This is a genomic window from Marisediminitalea alba (genome assembly GCF_002993365.1).
Classification (GTDB): domain Bacteria; phylum Pseudomonadota; class Gammaproteobacteria; order Enterobacterales; family Alteromonadaceae; genus Alteromonas; species Alteromonas alba.
Window position 1 is genome coordinate 1 of record NZ_PVNP01000216.1, and the last position, 19,185, is coordinate 19,185.

General features: G+C 39.6%; 18 protein-coding genes. 9 read left to right on the plus strand and 9 right to left on the minus strand.

Annotated features, from left to right (window positions below):
- Positions 1 to 851 precede the first annotated feature (851 nt).
- From C6Y40_RS23720 to C6Y40_RS23760, 9 genes are all read left to right on the plus strand, one after another.
- Complete coding sequence (locus C6Y40_RS23720; RefSeq protein ID WP_105936865.1) at positions 852 to 1,355, plus strand: hypothetical protein; 504 nt, start codon at positions 852 to 854, stop codon at positions 1,353 to 1,355.
- Between the two features lie 139 nt (positions 1,356 to 1,494).
- Positions 1,495 to 1,647 (plus strand): putative RiPP precursor, encoded by a 153-nt coding sequence (locus tag C6Y40_RS23725; protein ID WP_105936881.1) that lies wholly within the window; start codon positions 1,495 to 1,497, stop codon positions 1,645 to 1,647.
- Between the two features lie 122 nt (positions 1,648 to 1,769).
- Positions 1,770 to 2,753, plus strand: a complete 984-nt coding sequence (locus tag C6Y40_RS23730; protein WP_105936866.1) for a hypothetical protein — start codon at positions 1,770 to 1,772, stop codon at positions 2,751 to 2,753.
- A gap of 459 nt (positions 2,754 to 3,212) precedes the next feature.
- Entirely contained in the window at positions 3,213 to 4,616 is a 1,404-nt protein-coding gene (locus C6Y40_RS23735) for an undecaprenyl-phosphate glucose phosphotransferase (protein ID WP_105936867.1), read from the plus strand.
- Positions 4,606 to 5,478, plus strand: a complete 873-nt coding sequence (locus tag C6Y40_RS23740; protein WP_105936868.1) for a sulfotransferase domain-containing protein — start codon at positions 4,606 to 4,608, stop codon at positions 5,476 to 5,478. Before C6Y40_RS23735 ends, C6Y40_RS23740 begins: the two co-directional genes overlap by 11 nt.
- Complete coding sequence (locus tag C6Y40_RS23745; RefSeq protein WP_105936869.1) at positions 5,475 to 6,605, plus strand: glycosyltransferase family 4 protein; 1,131 nt, start codon at positions 5,475 to 5,477, stop codon at positions 6,603 to 6,605. Before C6Y40_RS23740 ends, C6Y40_RS23745 begins: the two co-directional genes overlap by 4 nt.
- Complete coding sequence (locus tag C6Y40_RS23750; RefSeq protein ID WP_105936870.1) at positions 6,605 to 7,687, plus strand: glycosyltransferase family 4 protein; 1,083 nt, start codon at positions 6,605 to 6,607, stop codon at positions 7,685 to 7,687. The genes C6Y40_RS23745 and C6Y40_RS23750 overlap by 1 nt, the downstream gene beginning before the upstream one ends.
- Positions 7,688 to 7,750: 63 nt before the next feature.
- Positions 7,751 to 8,977 carry an oligosaccharide repeat unit polymerase gene (locus C6Y40_RS23755; RefSeq protein ID WP_146129639.1) on the plus strand — a complete coding sequence of 409 codons (1,227 nt, stop codon included), beginning with the start codon at positions 7,751 to 7,753 and terminating at the stop codon, positions 8,975 to 8,977.
- A 343-nt stretch (positions 8,978 to 9,320) separates the two neighbouring features.
- The gene (locus C6Y40_RS23760; RefSeq protein ID WP_105936872.1) at positions 9,321 to 10,694 is read left to right on the plus strand and encodes a hypothetical protein; all 1,374 of its coding nucleotides are present in this window, start codon (positions 9,321 to 9,323) and stop codon (positions 10,692 to 10,694) included.
- A gap of 30 nt (positions 10,695 to 10,724) precedes the next feature.
- Here the strand turns inward: C6Y40_RS23760 and C6Y40_RS23765 are convergent, their stop codons facing one another.
- The 9 genes from C6Y40_RS23765 to C6Y40_RS23805 all read right to left on the minus strand — a co-directional run.
- Positions 10,725 to 11,987, minus strand: coding sequence for a lipopolysaccharide biosynthesis protein (locus C6Y40_RS23765; RefSeq protein ID WP_146129640.1), 1,263 nt, complete (start codon positions 11,985 to 11,987; stop codon positions 10,725 to 10,727).
- Entirely contained in the window at positions 11,974 to 12,717 is a 744-nt protein-coding gene (locus C6Y40_RS23770; protein ID WP_170308577.1) for a putative capsular polysaccharide synthesis family protein, read from the minus strand. The genes C6Y40_RS23765 and C6Y40_RS23770 overlap by 14 nt, the downstream gene beginning before the upstream one ends.
- 2 nt (positions 12,718 to 12,719) lie before the next feature.
- Positions 12,720 to 13,481: a nucleotidyltransferase family protein gene (locus C6Y40_RS23775; RefSeq protein ID WP_105936875.1), complete on the minus strand. Its 762-nt coding sequence runs from the start codon at positions 13,479 to 13,481 to the stop codon at positions 12,720 to 12,722.
- A 96-nt stretch (positions 13,482 to 13,577) separates the two neighbouring features.
- Complete coding sequence (locus C6Y40_RS23780) at positions 13,578 to 15,785, minus strand: GumC family protein (protein WP_105936876.1); 2,208 nt, start codon at positions 15,783 to 15,785, stop codon at positions 13,578 to 13,580.
- 14 nt (positions 15,786 to 15,799) lie between these two features.
- Complete coding sequence (locus C6Y40_RS23785) at positions 15,800 to 16,360, minus strand: polysaccharide biosynthesis/export family protein (RefSeq protein ID WP_105936877.1); 561 nt, start codon at positions 16,358 to 16,360, stop codon at positions 15,800 to 15,802.
- Positions 16,361 to 16,364: 4 nt separating this feature from the next.
- Positions 16,365 to 17,543 (minus strand): outer membrane beta-barrel protein, encoded by a 1,179-nt coding sequence (locus C6Y40_RS23790; RefSeq protein WP_205664818.1) that lies wholly within the window; start codon positions 17,541 to 17,543, stop codon positions 16,365 to 16,367.
- Positions 17,543 to 17,962 carry a 3-phosphoshikimate 1-carboxyvinyltransferase gene (locus C6Y40_RS23795; protein ID WP_105936879.1) on the minus strand — a complete coding sequence of 140 codons (420 nt, stop codon included), beginning with the start codon at positions 17,960 to 17,962 and terminating at the stop codon, positions 17,543 to 17,545. Before C6Y40_RS23795 ends, C6Y40_RS23790 begins: the two co-directional genes overlap by 1 nt.
- Before the next feature lie 204 nt (positions 17,963 to 18,166).
- Positions 18,167 to 18,877, minus strand: a complete 711-nt coding sequence (locus C6Y40_RS23800; RefSeq protein WP_105936880.1) for a metallophosphoesterase — start codon at positions 18,875 to 18,877, stop codon at positions 18,167 to 18,169.
- Positions 18,878 to 18,879: 2 nt separating this feature from the next.
- Positions 18,880 to 19,185, minus strand: a 306-nt coding sequence (locus C6Y40_RS23805; protein WP_146129497.1) for an IS1595 family transposase, incomplete at its 5' end; no start/stop codon positions are given.

Sequence of the window (19,185 nt, forward strand, 5' to 3'; positions counted from 1 at the left end):
CAAGGGGAAGTGCTAGCCGAACGGCAAGGGTGTTCATCGTGAGGTGAAATCTGAAGGAAGCCGAAGGCAAAATGCTGGCCTGACGAACAGGAAGCGGTTTAGGCGTTGTTGTAGGGTGAGGTGGCCATTATCGCTAAAGCCCGGTACTTGCACGGAATGCAGCAACGTAGAGCCGACAGGCATAAGCAGGAAGGTCGCGCGAATTACCCCGGGAGGTCTGATATTTTGCTAAAGAGCTACCCGCATCGTGAGGTGTAGGGATGGGATATCAGAAGTCAGCAGACGCCGTAGTAGTGCTAGTAAACCAATAGCACGAAGGGCTGAACCTGTCACGAGCGGCAAGTCACGCGTGCTCTCGCGTTATCGGAACACAAGGCAATGAAGAATCATTGCTCCGGGACAAATATACAAGAAGGGTCGGAAACCTGGGCGGTGTTTGCGGAGTTCTAAACGGTAAAGCGGCGACACGATGCACGAAACAGACTCAGGTATTGGCTATGGTCAATACAGACAGGAACCGCCGTGGTACGGAACCGTATGCCCGGTGGTGTGAGAGGACGGCGGGAGTAATCCCGCCTCCTACTCGATCCTGAATCAATTTTGAGTCTTCAAACCTCAACGGATAACGCTTAATCACCGCTTTAGCTGTGTAAGCCACTCTAATCATAAACTGAGCCGTAAGTGTTTACTTTTTTTACAGCGTTGGGAATGCTTTTATTTTGCTGAGTTGTTGGCTAACACAAACCAAAATAATACAACTTGCCATCTGCACTACAGTGTTAATATTGCTTAAAACATCTGAAGTAATCGTTTACGAACTACACTAATTTTCATAACTCATGGAACAGAGCATGAAAACAACACTTATCCTCCTGATTATTATTGCTATAACTGGCTGTATGACAGTCACTCACACCCCAGACGGGCAACCCACCAGTAATACTTACGGTTATATCTCAGCCAGTGGGAATATCGGGCAGGGATTGCGTTACGTGGTGTTAAAAATAAATGGTGAAGCCACAAATGTATTTGCACCTGTGATCCCAGGCTACAAACTTCCGCCTGGCGAACACCGGTTGCTTTATCAATACGGACCGCAAACACGTCCCGGGGGTGTTACCACCGAAGTTATCCTTACTGTGGAGCCTGGTATGTGTTACTTGCCCTGGATTGTAACCAGCCGAGAGGAAGTTGACGGTGATTACGTTATATGTAGTAACATTACCAAAGAATGCCATCGCCCCAAAAAAATACGTACAACAAACCAACTCGGTTTTAAAGTGTTTGATACCCAAGTGTTACCCAGGGCGTTGAGCGAGTTATGCCCTGATGATTTATTGCCTGACAATCAGTAATGTGCCTGGCAAAGCGTCCGTCAGCGTATCCAAAAACGTATGTAGAAAAATACGTTACTATTCACAGCGATAACTCAATAGCAGTCAACTTCTAGTAGCGTTAAGTACCAACTTAATTAAACAAACCATGTTGAAAACGATGATACAAACAACCCAACCCACTGCAACAAAGCAGTACAAAAAGCCCGTGCTGGAACACGCAGGCAGTTTATCGGTATTAACCCAGGGATTTGCTGGCAGCGTGCCAGACGAACAAGGCGGCCAGACCAAGCGCAATCCTTTTCAGGGGTAAACCAAACGTCATAGGTGTATGTTTGCCCCATTTTCGGGGCATTTTTTTATATGTGCTTTACACACACCACGTTCTCAAGCATGCTTTAGCTATCTTTACAGGCAGTTGTAGTCACCCAGAGCATGGAAACGGATCCCCAACAAGAACTGATTGCCCTGAGTCGCAATCCGTTACATGGCGTAACACTTACCTTTGATGGCACTCAAGGCACCACACCGCATCAGCTTAACGCGCAGTTTGCACAGATCACACCGGAGCCCCAGAACGAAGCGGTATGGCAACTGGTGGATGAAGGCGAACGTTACCAGTCGCTGATCACCCTCACGCAAGCGACAGAGCGCTGGCAGTTAGCCGTGCAATGCGAAGGGCAGGGCGTATTCGAGCTTAACCAGAACTCGCTCACCATCGACTGGCAACCCGGCGGCACCGGGCCAGCCCATTATTTACAAACCATGGGCATTTCCCTGTTTCTGGAGCTTAACGGCCACTTGTGTTTGCACGCCAATACCCTAGTAAAAAACCAACAGGCCCACCTGTTTTTAGCGCCCAGCCGCACCGGTAAATCCACCCTTACGGCACTACTCACCACATTAGGTTACACCCTTACCACCGATGACATGGCAGCGCTTTACCAAACCGCGCAGCAACCAATGCAATACCAGGTATACCCCAGCTGGGCAAAAGTACGCTTATGGCCCGACAGCGCCGAGTTACTCAAAAGCCAGTTAACCAACCAGGCAGTACAACAAAAAAAAGTGCACCAGCGCTTCGCCAAACAGGAAATCAGCTTTGCGCCACAACGTACCCATGCACCAACACCCGTAAAAGCGATGTACTACCTAAACCGCACTGAACCAACCGATTCCGCAGAAAGCGATCAGGTAACACTTACCCGCATTGCTCCCAGCGCTGCGCTCATTATCCTTATGCAAAATAGCATGCTAGGCGATGCCTACCGCGCACTGGGCATCGAAAAACAGCGCATACAAGCACTCGCCGAACTACTGCAAAGCATCCCCTTTTACAAAGTAAGCTATCCCAGCGGCCTGGAAAACCTCCCAAACATCGCCAACCAGATAGATAAACTAATAAACAACCAAAATTAACCTGTCATCCCCGCACGCACCCCCTCTGTCATCCCAACATGCACCCCCTCTGTCATCCCCGCACGCTCTTAAGCGGGGAACTCCCAAACCCCCTGACTAACCTAAAACAACCACCAATCAACCTTCATTCAAACAAAAACCTCCCAACCAAATACAAATAACAAACCCGCAACAAAAACTGGCACCGCCTTTGCTCGATAAGAAGCAAATAATAAAAATCCTGTACCCTGGTAAAACAACCAAAAAGTTAAACGGGCAATAAAACATCGTATACACCAACAAATCCAAACAAAGGGTTTTCACCCCCTGTGATTTGTATGAAAATACGGTATAGTTGCAGGTTGGTGCGAATGCACCATAATGGTGAGTAACGGTAATGTCATTTAAACCAAATACTATAATTACCTTCACCGGAAAACAGTCTTGTAGTACCTGGTCATTGCCAAAGGATGGGATTCAATGAACGAAAATGGCGGATTTATCCGTAACAACCTCAATCAGTTTGCCTTTATCTATCGACTGATTGATATTTTCATAATTCAAATCTGCTTAATTGCTGCTTCTTACTTATATCTCGAAAAATTCGACATAAAATATTTTGTATTGGGTCTGGTTTCTAACATGGCCTACCTGTTCTTTGCCGAACTCTTTGTATTGTACCGTTCCTGGCGAAACGGCTCGTTTAAAGAAATGGTGTTTTATACCGTTTGTAGCTGGGCATTAACGCTATTCCCACTGTTTATATTTTTATTCTTTACCAAACAAACCGAATACTTCTCACGAGTGGTATTGGGTTTATGGATGGTAAGTACAGCAATACTGCTGTGTGCCTGGCGCGGTGTTTTCCGCCAGTTCCTTATTTCTATCCGCAGAAAAGGCTACAACACGCGCTCAGTAGGCATTATTGGGCTTACCAAACGGGGTATCGACCTAGCCAACGAAATAATCAACTATCCCGAAAGTGGCTATAAGCTTACTGCGGTGTTTGATGAGCGGGATCCTGTTCGACTCGACCATAAATACATCGACAGACTCGAAGGCGGCATTGCTGAAGGCGTTAAAATGGCCCAGCAGGGCAAATTAGAGATTCTGTTTGTTGCGCTGCCACTCACCAATAAAGAACGCATAGAAAACATTTTAAAAGCACTGGGCGACACTACGGTAGACGTACACATAGTGCCCGACGTATTTACGTTCAACCTACTGCATTCCCGTATGGGCCACGTAGGCGAGGTACAAACCATCAGCGTATACGATAGTCCAATGCGTGGTGGTTATTCCATCATGAAACGTATGGAAGACGTATTCCTATCATTATCAATCTTAGCTGTTATTGCTATTCCTATGCTGTGCATAGCATTAGGCATAAAGCTTACCTCTAAAGGGCCAGTGCTCTTTAAGCAAGACCGCTACGGCATGGATGGCAAAAAAATCAAAGTGTGGAAGTTCCGCTCTATGCGGGTAATGGATAACGGCGAGGTGGTAAAACAAGCAACCAAAGGCGATCCACGTATAACCCCCTTTGGAGCATTTTTAAGACGCACCAGCCTGGACGAGCTCCCACAGTTCTTTAATGTATTGCAAGGCACTATGTCTGTAGTGGGCCCAAGACCCCACGCCGTAAGCCACAACGAAGAATACAGAAAAAAAGTGGCTTACTACATGTTACGCCATAAAATGAAGCCAGGCATCACTGGTTGGGCGCAGGTAAACGGCTGGCGCGGCGAAACTGACACCGTCGAAAAAATGGAAATGCGCATTAAGTACGATCTGGAATATATCCGGAATTGGAGTATCTGGATGGATTTTAAAATTGTGATTTTTACCTTGTTTAGAGGATTCGTGGGGAAGAATGTCTACTAAAAACATATTACCGAACTTATTTTTAGCAGGTGCTCCAAAATGTGGTACCACTTCAGTGTATGACTGGTTAGTTAGTCATCCGGATATTAGTGGCGGTGTAGATAAAGAGCTTTTTTACTTAGTAGATAAAGCCGACTGGAAGTTCAATGAGAAGTCCAATTGGCAAGATCAGCGAGAGGAAGGCTACGCAAAGTTATTTAAGCAAGAAAATAAGTATATCGTTGATGGCACTACACTCACTATTTATCAAAATAGCGCGTTAGAGTATGCGCAGGCACATCCATGTAAGGCCTTATTCTTTATAAGAGAGCCATCACAAAGAATCTATTCAACATTCAAATATTTTAGAGACACCAGAACTGTTTTACCTGCCGGTTTAAGCTTTGACGAATTTATATCCGAAGTTGAAAACGGCAATAGTTTTGGTGGTATTAATCAGTTGTCGGCCGTTATCGAACAGTCCATATACCATAGGTTTATAGAAAAATGGATAGCAATACTTGGCGTGGAAAACGTCCGTGTTTATGACTTTAGAGCTCTAAAAAACGATAAAAAAGCTTTGATGCGTGACATTTGTGAGTGGCTTGGTATTGACCAAACTATTTATGATAATTTTGATTTTTCCCACAAAAATGAAACTGCAATTGTGAGAAACAGAACGCTGAACAAAGTTAAAGAAAAAATTGGCGTTAGAATTAAAAATGAAAAATTAAAAGAGCTTATTAGGCCCATATACAACTCTCTGAATAAGAAAAAACCGGATAATACTGCGAATGAGCAGGAGGGGCAGGTTAAAGAGAGGTTAAGATTAGATCTCGCCGAGGATTTCAATCAGTCCTTAAAAATGGTCAAGGAAGTATGAGAATTTTAGCTGTAGAGCGCTCTGGTCTGTATTATGGAAGTGCAGTTAATCTAAGAAATTGGATTGAGCATTATGTTCAGGCTCAAAACGCAAGTGTTGATGTATTGCTCGGTGAAAGCGGAGAGATTGAAGGGCATATAAAAGAGGCTGGTGCTAATGTCACGCTAATAGGCCTTCCAGGTTTTCTCAATCGCTATGGTAAGAAAAACATCAAAGGTATTAACGGAATGTTTAATGCCCTTGCTTTGTTTTTCTATAACTTCAAGTGCTTTTTTTCTGTTCGCAAAGACTATGATGTTTTGGTAGTTAACAATTACCGCAGTGCTGTTTACTATCTGTTATTTCTTATATTGATCAAACTTTTTTCCAAATCAAAGATAGTCATTCGCTTTCAGATTAGCCAAACACCGGTAAAAATCGCTTTCTCATTGGTAAAGTCTATTGCAGATAAAATCATCGTTCATGGTACAGAGGGTTATTGTAAACGTGAATTTGGAGAAGACTTCGAAGCTTTAGATAAAGTGCTTTGTATTCCGAATCCCGTTAACACGGAAAAGTACAAATTTAATGAGATTAAGGCGCAACAAATTCGCAGAGACTTGCAAATACCAAAAGGTGCATTTGTTTTCCTATCTGTGTGCTACATAGAACCCAGAAAAGGGGTAATACAACTAGTAGAGTCGTTTAAACGGGCCAATTTGAAAAACTGCTACCTGGTCCATATCGGAGATCACGGCTCACATCAAGAATATTACGATAAAGTATTAGCTTCGGCTGGCCCTAATACATTATTTTTAGGCAAGAAAAGTAACGTGCAGGATTATTACTCATGTGCTGATGTTTTTGTTTTAAACTCTGCCTACGAAGGAATGCCTTACGTTATTGTAGAAGCCATGTCTTCAAGTCTACCTATTATTTCTACTTTCTCTGGTTCTAATGTTGAAGTCGTCACAAAAGATGTTGGTGCATTGATTGAGTATAATGATGATGCCGCTCTGATTGAAACGCTAAGCTACTATGCTAAGCATCCTGACCTGTGCGAAAAAATGGGTCAAAAAGCGCGTGATAGGGTTGCAGCTTTGTATTCAGAACGCGTTTATTTTGAGACGCTTGCGGAAGTATATTAATGCGTGTTTTGCATATATGTGAATCAGTTACCGGTGGAATAGCAACGTACTTAAATGAATTAGTACCATGCCAGATAGAAAAGTATGGAAGTGATTGTGTTCATTTGGTTGTTCCTCACTCTCAAAAAGAGGAAATTTCCATACCATCACAGAATTTAACTTATTTTGACGAAGTGAATCGCAAATCTTTGGTAACGCAACTAAGAATGCTCGTGTCTTATCAAAAAGACGTTAAAGAGTTTAGGCCAACGGTGGTTCATATACATAGCACGTTTGCTGGCTTTTGGTTTCGACTAGGTTTGTTTTTTACACTAAAGCGCCCCTACAAAGTTATTTATTGCAGTCATGGCTGGGCATTTGACAGGGAGTGTAGTGAGAAGACAAAGAAAGCAATAATATTCATTGAAAAACTGCTATCACACAAAACAGACAGAATAGTTTGTATAAGTAAACACGATCTGCAAGTCGCAAAAAAATGTGGTTTGAATCAAAATAAACTGACTTTAGTCAAAAATACAATTAAAGAAGTTCCCGTAACATTAGCTGCTGCGGAAATAAGCCAAGATACTAAAAACTTCTTGTTTGTTGGAAGGTTTGATAAACAGAAAGGCTTCGATTTACTGTTAGAGGCTATAGCAGCTACCCGGTCGGAAGATTTCAGAGTTTACTGTATTGGCGACTTTGTAGTTAACAATGATCTAAAACAGTTAGAAATGGTAAGTTCTGACAAAAGGATAATTCACTTAGGCTGGAAACCAAAACTCGAAGTTATGCAGTATATGAAGGCCTGTGATGCTCTGATCATGCCTTCTAGATGGGAAGGGTTTGGATTAGTCGCTTTGGAAGCATTGAACTGCGGGTGCCCGGTATTCCACTCCGGAAAAGGTGGCTTATCTGAACATCTAGATGATTGTGATTATTATAAAGCTTTATCGAAGCCAGTAGCTTTAAATTTACAGCACTTATTAAAGTACAGTACTAAATTCGGACTTCAGAAAATAAGAAATAATCTAGTTGAAAACTATTCCAATAGTTACTCTATATTTGATTTAACTGAATCCTTGGAAAAATTATATAAGTAAGTTATGTTTATAATATCCTTGATATCTTGGTTTGCGTACACATCTGTATTAGTTGTTCTCTTTATGAGAAGTTTTAAAAGTGCTAAATATGGAAGCTTTTTTCTTTATTTTTTCTCACTTTACTATCTTTCAATTAGACCTGTGTTCATATTTTTAGGGCTAGATGTACCTATTCCATTTTACGAATTTCAATATGATTTTTACGGAGATATTGCAAGAGCAAATTTAATTGTTATGTTATGGGTAGGGGTCTTGTTTTTAACTCAAAGCTATTTTGAAAAAATATTTTTGAGTAAAGTGGAAAGAAAACCGTATAACGTTAACTTTGTGAATTTGAATTATTTGTTCTTTTTAACCGCCTTTATGACTTTGCTCGGAGTAATGGTAACCTCGTTTTTCATATTGAAGTTTGGAAGTTTAAGTGAATTTTTATACCAAGTGAAAATTGAAAAGTCTATGAAAGGCCTGTATGTCTTTAGAGAATTCAGCGCTTGGGCTTTAATATTGACTGGATATCTATTTTTGAATTCGAAGCTTATTGGCGCAAAGTACTATGTTGTAATTTCTGTAATGCTTATTTCAGTTAATGGGCTTTTTATTTTCTTTTGGGGCAATAGGACTACGATAGGATTCTTTATATTTATGCTTGGAGTGCTTTATTTTTCAAGATTTCAACGCATCAACATTAAGACTCTGTTTTTATCAACAGTTCTTTTGTTTGTTATTGCCAACGGTTTACGATTAGCAAGGGAAGATTTACATTCTGAAGCTATAGGCCATGAGGTCAACTCTCTAGAAGCTATGGGCCCAATAACAGCATTATCATTATCTATGCATTTATCAGAATATGACGGTTTGGTTTTGGCGTCGAGGGATGTTGGAAAACGTTTTGCATTTAGAGATGGTGAAGATTTTTACAATGGATTATTGGCCTGGGTTCCACGTTTCCTATGGAAAGATAAGCCCCTAACCCATAATGTAGGTTTATGGTTCCGGCAAGTATATGAGAGAGACAAAAATAATGGTTGGCCCATAACAGCAGTTGGGGATTGGTTTGTTAATGGCTCCTGGCTTTATGTGTTCTTTGGCGCAGCGTTAACAGGGATCATAGCAGCTTTCCTTGATTCGTATTGTAATAAATCCTTGTTTGTTGATTATACAATAGTAATCTTTTCTGTATTTGCTTTGGGACAGGGTATCGATCCTGGATTTATACAAACAATTTTCTTGAAATATATACCAGTATTTATTCTCTTATATTTTGCGAAATCCAAGATTCGCTTCTCTTAGAAATGAAATATAACTAAGAATCAAAGAATACTAGGGCAACAGCCAAGATCTGTCTGAAATCCGGGAATAACCCGGAATAAGGCCGAAATCAGGCCTAAATTGAGAATATAGCGTTAAAAATTTAGTCGGCGAATGCAAAGGCTGGTTCAATAACTAAATTGCAGGACTTATTCGCAGTTTCCCTAGAGTGGATTCAGCAAAAGGTATCGGGGGGCAGTTTTATTGGTAGTTATTATATGGAGATATACACACTTCATATTTTGCATATTTAATCTTTCATGCAATGCTACGGAATTAAGAAGGCTAAAAGTCACCTACATCTTAACTCTAGAAAAATAAAATCATGAGACATAGTGAATTGAAACGTCGAAACATATTAAAAGTCATGGCTCTTGCTAGTCTTGCCTCAATTAGTTGTAAACCTGTGGTGGAAGGTCGAGCTCCTATTTATCACTTTTTTGAAAATTTGGATGAACTCGAAGCTAATAAGTCTAAGCTTCATGTAGCAGATTCCGTAAGAGTTGGTGCTCGTAACCTTGATTTTAAAGTCGTATTGCGGACTACATTGCATAACGAATCAGGTAGCGTTCCTGGGTTCAACTACATTGAATTGAGCGAAACTCAATTAGCATTAAAACTCGAACAATTACCGTCACAATTCGAACCAAATCACTTTGGGCATTCCGAAGGAAAGACTAACTCGATTGCTCTTTTGTTTTATTGTGCAGACAAGTTTAACAAACCTATTTATATTCCAACGGGTGAGTACTTGGTGAATATACCTTTAGGACCATTTCATCGAGCATTAACAATTAAAGGCGATGGACCGACAAAATCTATATTACGAACTGATAATAACTTTGATGGTTGGCTTTTAGAGTTCATAGACACAGGCTTTGTTGCTTCAGGCTGGAAGAAAGAAAATAACTCAATTAAGTTTGATGATGAAGTATCAGGCGTAACTATACAGAACGTAGGCTTTGTAAGTAACTCTAAAAATATAGAAGCGGGATGCTTAAAATTTTGTGATCGAAACGATAACGTTATAATTCAAAACGTATATATTCATCACTTTTCATTAGGCGCATTTGTTTGTGGCATTTGCAAAGTTAGGAAAACTGCTTATTTAAGGGAAAGTGTCATTAGTAATTTGACAATAAGGCAGTGTGGAAATAGAAAAAATGCAAGTATGACTATTCAAAGTGATGGAGTTGGAGATGCTTCGAATCAAATCGATTTTTATAGTCTGAAGATTATTTGGCCTAATGGACCTGGGCTGGTTATACAGAATTTTAATGATAATATTCCTATTAGACGACTTTATTTTTATAGTTTAATGCTCCATGGGAAGGAGGAGAGAAAGGACTATGGAGCTGATCTTCTTGCCATAAAAGGAGATGTTACGAATGTTAGCTTTGCAAACGCCAGAGCTAATGCCAATGAGATCGATTCAGCAGCTATCAGCTTAGATGAACTTAATAGCAAATCTCCAAGAGGTATTGACATACATCTAGACATTACGACAGGCTATGGAGATGGGGTACGTGTTTTTGCTGGTCAAAATATTAGGATATGGTTACACTCAATTTTTGTAGAGCAAACTGGCCTTATAGTAGGTGACAATTTGGTTGGACCCTTGTATGTTCATGCGAATCTAAATCAGCTTACGACTAATATTAATCAGACCACAGATAAAATTCACCTACTCAATTTTTGATTTTACAATTTTACCCAATTCGGTTTAAGCTCATTTTTTCTTGTATTTTCCTATATAGTACGGCCATATATTATATATTTTAAGCGCATATATCGAATACATTATATTAGCCACTGACACTATCATACAGCACAGTAATGCTGCTCCGATTGAATTCAATGTAATTATTAATGGAAGAGTCGCTATCAAAGCGAACAGAAAAACACCAGTTTGTATTTTTCTTGCTGTTCTAATTTCATTTCCCATTTGTAGTAGCTTTAGTGAAGGGCCAGTCGCTGAGTTTATTATTTGCCCAAAGAATAAAATTATTAAAATATCGTACCTGAGGTAATCACTATAATCTAATAACTTGAAAAAATATCCTATTGTAAAAACTAAAGATACACAGAAAAATAAAGACGCGGTGGTAGACATCACAATAAGGTTGTGAGCATTTTTCTCTAATTCGTTCTTATTGTTATTTTTTATGTTGTTAGCAAAAATTGGTGTATATATTGAAGTAACCGAAATCAAGACGAATCCAACAATTAATGAAATCCTATGCATTAAAGTAAATTCAGCTACTTCTCCACTGTTTCCAAGAAAATAGAGACCAAGTTGAGGTAGCCACACAAGGATTATTTGTATCGACGAAAATAAATGATAATTGGAATTTATTTTAATTGTTCGCTCAATTCTCAATCTTGATATATTTCTAGGAAAAAACAATCTACAATTTATCAAAGAAAAAATGTATAAGGTTATACATGTAATAGTCAAAGTTGCAGCAAAATTTTCGTAAGAATATTCGATGTTAGGCTTTAAAAAGCTGGTTGATTTTAGGTAGAAACTCAGTAATACATTAAAACCTAAGTTTAAGAAAAAAAGATGCAAGCTGATTTTGTTTTTTCCCTGAAGATAATAACTATTGACCTGAGTTAGAGAATAAAAACAGGTGCTTGCAAATATGTAGAATATTGTTAAGTCGGATATTTTTGATTCTAGTAAGTTATTAATAATGATTGCAATTGTGAATGTTGCTATTGATACTAAGACTACCAATAGGTTTATATATTTTGCGAAAGTTTTACCTGAGTCATTATTGAAGCGCGCAGTCTTCCTTACAATCATTTGGTCAGAACCAAATCTCAAAATTACACTTGCAACAAACATTAAGCTCAGCGTTGTTAAAGCGCTGGAACTAATTTGGGGTGAGAAGCTTTGAATTATCAACATTGTTGATACCAATGATGATACCGCAGCGAAGCCTTTGATCACTAGTGCTTTTAAAGCTCTAGTTTTATTGTTTTTCATAAAACTTTTTATAGTAGTTTGAGCTTGTAATTTTCGCAAAAGTTTCAGTATCGAGTTTAAAACTTTCTTTAAATTTTTTATAAATTTCAGAATACCATTTTTTTGAACCAGTATTCTTTTCACTGATAGTTATTTTTTTTCCTGTTGCGTATTCAATATAATGTATGTTTCTTTCCAGATCCTCCAGTTTTACAACAAGTAAATGTATTTTTCCTTTTCTCACTTGGTAAAAGCCCTTATCTGTTTCTTCGTGCTGATAAATATCTATGCCTGTAAATCTTTTAATCTCTTTATCAAACCATTCGCAGATGTAAAGGTGGTTGAAATTCTTTTGAAACGCATGATGTAAAAATTCAAAACCTTCTTCTCGTGGACTCATTCGGTCTTTTGACAAATTGGATGATGTTTTAGCTAACCAAAAAGGTAGTGCCTGAAAAAACATTGAATGATTTCTGGATATTGGTTCTCTAATAACTGAAATAATTATTATTTTTTTTGAGTGCTTTATCATTCTTCTACGAATAAACTGCTTGATTTTAAATTTAAACTTCTGGAAAGGAGTATAGTAATCTAGTTGCCAATGCGGAGGGTTTGGTGGGTTATCATATAGAGTGTGGGTATGAATTGACCCTGGTATTGAATCCTCTAATGTTGAGGAGCCAACTTTACCTGGAGTATAAATTAAAATTAACTCCTCCTTGAGGTATTTACCAATTATATTTGATAACATTTTCATTTCCTGATGAATAGAATTCTGTGTAATCTGCTTCTATATTTATTCGTATATTTTAACTCTTGTTTGGGAGGTATGATAGTTTCTTTTATAAATATTAGTTTATTATCAGACTCTTTAAATCGAAGATAAAAGTATTTTAATGTTGAATATTTGCTATCGTTTTTTTTCAATTTTTTTATAAAGTTTATGAAACTTTTTTCATATTTTATTTTGTCAGTATTTATGTGCTTTGAAAGCTTTTGTACATCTTCCTCCCACTTTTTAGTCTCTTTATTTCCTCTGTATATTTCTAGTTGGAGGTGATATTTTGAAAAAATGTAAGAGTCTTCATGGCAAAATGTTTGTGTAGTTACATCGTCTATTTCGAATTCGATTGATCTTTGAAACAAACTATCAAATGTAAACACTCTATTTATCGTTCTAAACTGCGTTAATTCATAGTGTAAGTCTATATCAACATTCACTGAGTGAATTTTTTTTCTATAAGTAACTTGCTTAGAAATTTCACGAGGTACCCATCCCCTAATATTACTATATGATAGTTTTTCAAGGGCCGTTTTTGTTTTTTCTAAGTCCCTATTCGAAATAAAAATATCAATATCACAAAATTTTCTATCTAATTCATCGTTGTATATAATCTTTGAAAAAGGGAGCCCTTTAATTACTAAGAACTTAATCCCTTTTAAATCTAAATACGTACAGACTTTTTTTACTTCATTTAGTACTAATAGGCGCCTAACTCTTTCTTCTTTTTCCATTGAATTAAAGCCTTTTGTTGCCTAATTTTGCTTATTTCTAACCTGTTAGTTTTGCTAAAGTAACTGTTTTTATTTTCGTTCGTATTTCGAAATTTTTTATTCTTTGATTACGCCATAATAATTGTCTTGATAATAATGCTCACCATAATAACTCATTTTTTGTGGTGACGCTTGAGTAAGAACAACACCAGTAATTGTAGCATGTACCTTATTAAGGCGAGTTATGGTTTCTTTAGCCATTCTTATTTTTGTTTCTTCTGCTTTGACCGCTACTATTGTTGCGTCTACCATTTTTGCCAGTACACATGAATCACTAACTGGGAGTGTTGGTGGGCTATCAATTACAATATGTGTGAAACGTTCGCGCAATGATTGCAGAAGATTTGCAAATCGTTTGCTAGAGATTAACTCCATTGGATTGGGTGGAATTGTTCCGCAAGTAATTACGCTTAGATTTGGAGCCCCTTCAACCTGGTGAAATACGTTGGTATCTGTTTTCCCACTCAGAAGGTCACTAAGCCCCATATCTGCTTTAATGCCTAAATCTCGGCTTACAGCTGGTTTGCGTAAGTCCATTTCGATTAACAAGGTTTTGTCCATTTGACTTAACGCAACGGCCAGGTTGATTGCCAATGTGGTTTTACCTTCAGAACCGTTAGTTGAAGTAATCAGAATTGTTTTAGGAGGGTTATCTATATTAGAGAACACTAAACCTGTTCTAATTGTATTGATAGCCTCGGCAAACGTACTACGTTGATCTGCAATGTATTGTTTCTCTGGGGCCACGTTGCCTTTTTTCTTCTTAACTAATGGGGTTATACCCAGTGAAGGTAAAGACAATTCTTGTTCAAGTTGGTCTGGAGTTCTGAATACGTTGCCCATTAGTTCTCTTGCAAACGCAAATACAACGCCGAAGAATGCACCAAAAACAAGACTAGCAGCAATTATGAGGGCACCGCGCGGTTTTACAGGGTACTCGGGGATGGTTGCATTGTCGATAATTCTTATATTCGAAGCATCATAGTCACCCGATACATCAGCCTCCATTAATTTACCCAGGAAGCTTTCGTAGATACGGCGGTTATTTTCAACCTCGCGTTCTAAGCGGGTAAGTTCGAAACTATCACCTTGGTATGACTGAAGTCCTTCACGTGTTTCTGATATGAGGCGCTTTATATTTTGTTCTTGTACTTGTGCAGAGCGGTAGTCTTTCTTAATGCTCTCTACTATCTTAGCGGCTTCTCTGTCGAGGTTAGCTTGTGCGCTGGCTAGGTCAGAACGGGCAGCAATCATCTTAGGGTGCTTTTCGCCATAGCGCTCACTAAGTTCTTGTACTTTGCGGCTCAGGGTGCTTTCTTCACGCACTAAGTCTCTTATTGTATTGCTTTGTAACACCGGTCCTAAGGAGCGGTAATCGCCTCCCTCACGTTCAAGTTGCGTTATTTGGGAATATAGATCTTTGGCCTGTGACAATTGTGTTTGAGCCCGTACAAGCTCGGTATTGAGAGTTTGTAGTTGTGTGTTGGCGATTCTTTGTTGTTGCTCAGTGTCCATTAAGTTCTGTGACAACCTAAAGTTTCTGAGCTTATCTTCTGACTCTTGTAGAGTTACTCGGAGCTCTTCTAATTGCTCGCTCAACCATTCGGCAGTGTCCTTTATCTGGCTCAAGCGCGCTTCTAAACCAAATTCGATATAAGACTCACTAATTGCGTTAACTATGTCGGCTGCAATAAGTGGGTCTTCACTCTGATAACTAATATTTATTATCTGGCTTTGTGTGCCACCTGAAACGCTAAGTCCAGCTTGTATACCTTGCGCTAGCATCGTTCTCAACTGGTTATCAGTCAATTCAATGGGGCCAGATTTTTGTTCTTCTTCATCTGTAATAAAGCCTTTGATAAAAGTCTTTAAAGGGTCTAATAAGCCTTTGTTTCCACCTTCAGCTTTTAATTCTTCTAACTCAATTTTATATTTATTTACCAGATCGAGTTTATCAACAACTGTTTCAGCTACTTTTCGCGACTGGATTATCTCGTATTGTGTTTCATAAAATAGAAACACCATGGAGTTCATAATGTACTGATCTTGCGCAGTTGCGTTTGGTTGAACAGGATCCGCCTGAATTTTTGCTGAAGCTTGGTAAATTGGTGTAGCTTTACTTAGGTAATAGACTCCTAAAACCAAGCTGAGGAATGTAACAAGGATGATTGTCCATTTTCTTCGTTTCAAGATCCTAATGTACTGACTAATATCAATAGTATCTTGCTTTGTTTGCCATGTGTGAGAAGAGTCCATTAACTGCATTTCATTACGTCCTATTAGAAGAAGCTTTCTTCAACGGTTATTACGTCACCGGGTTGCACTGTTGTGGTAAGGCTTGCATCGATTGAGATACCGTTACCGTTTTCTCTAATGAGTTTAATATTGCTGCGTGACGCTCGCTCAGTAAAACCTCCAGCCAGGGTAATGGCACGTTGAACCGTCATGCCCTCCCGATAACTGTAACCGCCGGGTTTGTCCACTTCGCCATTCACGTAAAACTGGCGGTATTCGACGATGGTGATGGTGATGTCAGGCTTTTTAAGGTAATCGCCTAAATAGGCGTTATAAATGAGCTTTTCTGCTTCGGAAACACTTAGTCCTTTTATGCTAATCTGGCCAATTAGTGGCATGGCAATAGTGCCTGTGCTGGAAACCCGAGCTTCTTTCAAACTTAAATCTGGCTCATCAAATACGGTAATACTAATCACATCGTCGGCACTTAGCTTGTAATGTTGAAGGTCCTGAGCAATGGCGATATTAACGAGTGCTAATAGGCTAAATATCCCAAATAGCAAAGTGCTAGAAGATTTGTTTATCAAACGTAGGTAAGTATTCATATTATTAATCTTCCAATGCAACGATTACATTTAAACCAAAAATGTTAGCTTTGTAATCAGCAATTGCTAACGTTGAATCCCTTTCTTCATATGTATAGTCGACCGCCAGCGCTACGTTGCGGAGTAACTCATACTCTAAGCCAAATTGATAGGCATAACGTTTATCTTCCCGGTTTGAGCTAAAAACCAGTTCGTCATTCGAATATCCGGCATCCGCTATTAGCTTTAATCGTTCTGTAAGCTCGTGGTTAATAGATAAACCATAGGTAGTTCTTAAAAAACCGCCGGCTTCTTCCAAGGATGAATCAATGGATTCGCGATTCGCTGCGACAATTACTCTTGTGTATGTGTTTAGTGCCCAGGTGATCTCACCATCGTAAGCCAAGCCATCGATATCCTGAATGGTATCTAAGTCGTAATCCCTATCCTGATAACCAATATTGATATCACCTGTGAGCTTACCGGTAAAATCCCAGGTTACACCAGCACGGTAGCGTTTGTATGTGTTATCCAATTCAAAGTTTATTCCTGGGGTGTAGTCTAGATCGGAAATAATGGCTTCAGCATATACCCTGGTGTTCGGTGCAACCCTGTAGGTAAAACGTCCTGTAAACTGGTTACCCAAATAGTCTAAAAAGTCTAACTCGTTATTTGTGTAGTCTTTGTCTGTTCTGCGATAATTCACCGCTAGTCGACCGATAGCTTCTTCCGAGCCATAAGCTAAACCTGCTAATACAAAATTCTGATCATATTTGTTGTATTCAGTTACGTCTAATTGAACACGATTAAGTGTGCCCGGCTCTTCATGTTCTTTTTGATAACCTGCTTCAAATTGTGAACTAAATCGCAATGTATGGTCGAAATCTATTCTTCCGCGTAAATCATGATCTGTGTAATCTGCATCGGACTGGTCTGAAAACTTAGCGTAATCACCATTGTAGGATAATTGAAAACGATGCTTGCCTAGCCCACCAACGGCTGCTAATTCAGGCCGAAGACGTAAGTAGGTATCAGATTGGGCTAGATCATCGATTACACGATAAATATTGTCATCGTGCACTATTGATGCATCGGCTGTGGCAAATAATCCGGGTTTTTCGTCTGATTGTGCAACGGCGTTTGAACTCAGCACTGCTATTGCTAAGGTTGATAATAAAAATATAGTTGAGTTACGCATTCCCATTACTTCCATAAATCCTTAAACCACCCCCAGATTCCCAGGGAAAAGCCTTTAAATAAATTAATACCCAATGCTGACTTTATTAAATACAGCACTAGCAATCCAAATAAGGTTGAAACACCTATAAACGCGGCCACAAATAAAGCGAAAGTAAAGGCAGAGATTTGCTTTTCTCTTCGGGTTAGCTCTCTGCGGTTACGGCCCATCAGCAGTACAAAATAAACTCTGCTTTTGGCAAAAGGTACGGGGAAGGTTGAACGTATGTCCAGTGAATGCTTTTTCCAACTGCGTGCGCCTAACGCACTATGCAGGTGAGAAAGCTGTTCATCCGTAAAGCTTTGAGCTACTTCTGGCGGCATGCGCTTAAGTAAACTGTTTAGAGCCGGGTCGGCCGTGCTCGGTGCTTTATCGCTTTCCACCATATTCCTTTACACTACCACTGGTTTATTGTGTGCACTACATTGGAACATATTATGCCTATTGTTGGCACTAAATTGCACCAAAAATCTTATGATTGCTATTTATGCCGGTGTTTGCAGCCTTATATGCAAATTCTTATCCACAATCGTTACAAATAATTATGACCAAAAAGTGATAACAAATAAATCTGTGGCTTTTAAGTAAGATTAAATATTTGGTAGTTGCTTAAACGTTTCAATTGTCTCAGCCAGGTTGATCACCGTGGGGTGGCCGTAGTAACTGGTATCGATATGCAGGGAATTGCCAATCCAGATGGGGGTTTGGGTTGAGTTGTGGCCATGCACCGAAAAGTCTACGCCGTGGTTTACCTTGTGTTTGCGTTTGGTAAAGCGCTCTCTGTCCCAGAGCAGGGGGGCTACGCAGGCTTCGGTATTGCCCGGCATGGTAGTCCAGCTCCAGGTGGGCGGTAACGTGTGCGAAATGCCAATGGTATGGCCCTGGTAGTCCAGGGTGATCGACAGCGGTTGGCGTAAAAACCATTTACACATGTTCACCAGGGTTTGAAATGGTGCGGTGCTATGCCATTTGCCGCCGTTTTGAGTCCACAGCCTCAGAGCAAAGGTATCGCGGCTCATTAAGGCTTCGAGCATCATATGTTCGTGGTTGCCTAACACCACATGGGCACCAATTTGGTGTAAGTAAGCCACCAGATGCGGGCTGTCGGGGCCGCGGTCGATAATATCGCCCAGGCTAATTAAGGTATCTTCATCGGGATTAAAGTTTACCTTGTTAAGCTGGGTTTTGAGCCGGCTGTAGTCACCATCCAGATCGCCCACCACCAACACGCGTTTATCGCTGTCGATGGTTAGGTGCTTGGTTAACGGGGCTTTGCTAATGGCGTTGGTTTTAATTTTCATGGCTATGTTCGGATTAACTGTTGTTGAATCGAAAAGAGCCTGTTTTCGTTAAGGTTTTCTGGATTATCCATAAACCTGAACCAACCCAGGTAGTGTTCCAAGTATTTTGTGGCTACTCCGTGAAACCGTTTTATCCACGCTTTCAGACGGCTGTGATAGGCGTTAACATTTTGAATGTGAAAGACTTTATCTATCACCTTAATTCCTCCTGCCACATCTAAGCGCTTGTGTATTAAATCATTTTTCTCAGAAAGAGCTATGTAGGGCTTATAGCCATCACTACACAACACACTGTCTTTCTCTAATTT

Excerpts from the sequence above, each read along its gene's own strand:
- C6Y40_RS23730 (WP_105936866.1), top strand. The coding sequence starts at position 1,770 with ATGGAAACGGATCCCCAACAAGAACTGATTGCCCTGAGTCGCAATCCG.
- C6Y40_RS23790 (WP_205664818.1), bottom strand. The coding sequence starts at position 17,543 with ATGGGAATGCGTAACTCAACTATATTTTTATTATCAACCTTAGCAATA.
- C6Y40_RS23795 (WP_105936879.1), bottom strand. The coding sequence starts at position 17,962 with ATGGTGGAAAGCGATAAAGCACCGAGCACGGCCGACCCGGCTCTAAAC.
- C6Y40_RS23755 (WP_146129639.1), top strand. The coding sequence starts at position 7,751 with ATGAGAAGTTTTAAAAGTGCTAAATATGGAAGCTTTTTTCTTTATTTT.
- C6Y40_RS23765 (WP_146129640.1), bottom strand. The coding sequence starts at position 11,987 with ATGAAAAACAATAAAACTAGAGCTTTAAAAGCACTAGTGATCAAAGGC.
- C6Y40_RS23745 (WP_105936869.1), top strand. The coding sequence starts at position 5,475 with ATGAGAATTTTAGCTGTAGAGCGCTCTGGTCTGTATTATGGAAGTGCA.
- C6Y40_RS23725 (WP_105936881.1), top strand. The coding sequence starts at position 1,495 with ATGATACAAACAACCCAACCCACTGCAACAAAGCAGTACAAAAAGCCC.
- C6Y40_RS23750 (WP_105936870.1), top strand. The coding sequence starts at position 6,605 with ATGCGTGTTTTGCATATATGTGAATCAGTTACCGGTGGAATAGCAACG.
- C6Y40_RS23800 (WP_105936880.1), bottom strand. The coding sequence starts at position 18,877 with ATGAAAATTAAAACCAACGCCATTAGCAAAGCCCCGTTAACCAAGCAC.
- C6Y40_RS23775 (WP_105936875.1), bottom strand. The coding sequence starts at position 13,481 with ATGGAAAAAGAAGAAAGAGTTAGGCGCCTATTAGTACTAAATGAAGTA.
- C6Y40_RS23740 (WP_105936868.1), top strand. The coding sequence starts at position 4,606 with ATGTCTACTAAAAACATATTACCGAACTTATTTTTAGCAGGTGCTCCA.
- C6Y40_RS23735 (WP_105936867.1), top strand. The coding sequence starts at position 3,213 with ATGAACGAAAATGGCGGATTTATCCGTAACAACCTCAATCAGTTTGCC.
- C6Y40_RS23770 (WP_170308577.1), bottom strand. The coding sequence starts at position 12,717 with ATGTTATCAAATATAATTGGTAAATACCTCAAGGAGGAGTTAATTTTA.
- C6Y40_RS23780 (WP_105936876.1), bottom strand. The coding sequence starts at position 15,785 with ATGCAGTTAATGGACTCTTCTCACACATGGCAAACAAAGCAAGATACT.
- C6Y40_RS23720 (WP_105936865.1), top strand. The coding sequence starts at position 852 with ATGAAAACAACACTTATCCTCCTGATTATTATTGCTATAACTGGCTGT.
- C6Y40_RS23760 (WP_105936872.1), top strand. The coding sequence starts at position 9,321 with ATGAGACATAGTGAATTGAAACGTCGAAACATATTAAAAGTCATGGCT.
- C6Y40_RS23785 (WP_105936877.1), bottom strand. The coding sequence starts at position 16,360 with ATGAATACTTACCTACGTTTGATAAACAAATCTTCTAGCACTTTGCTA.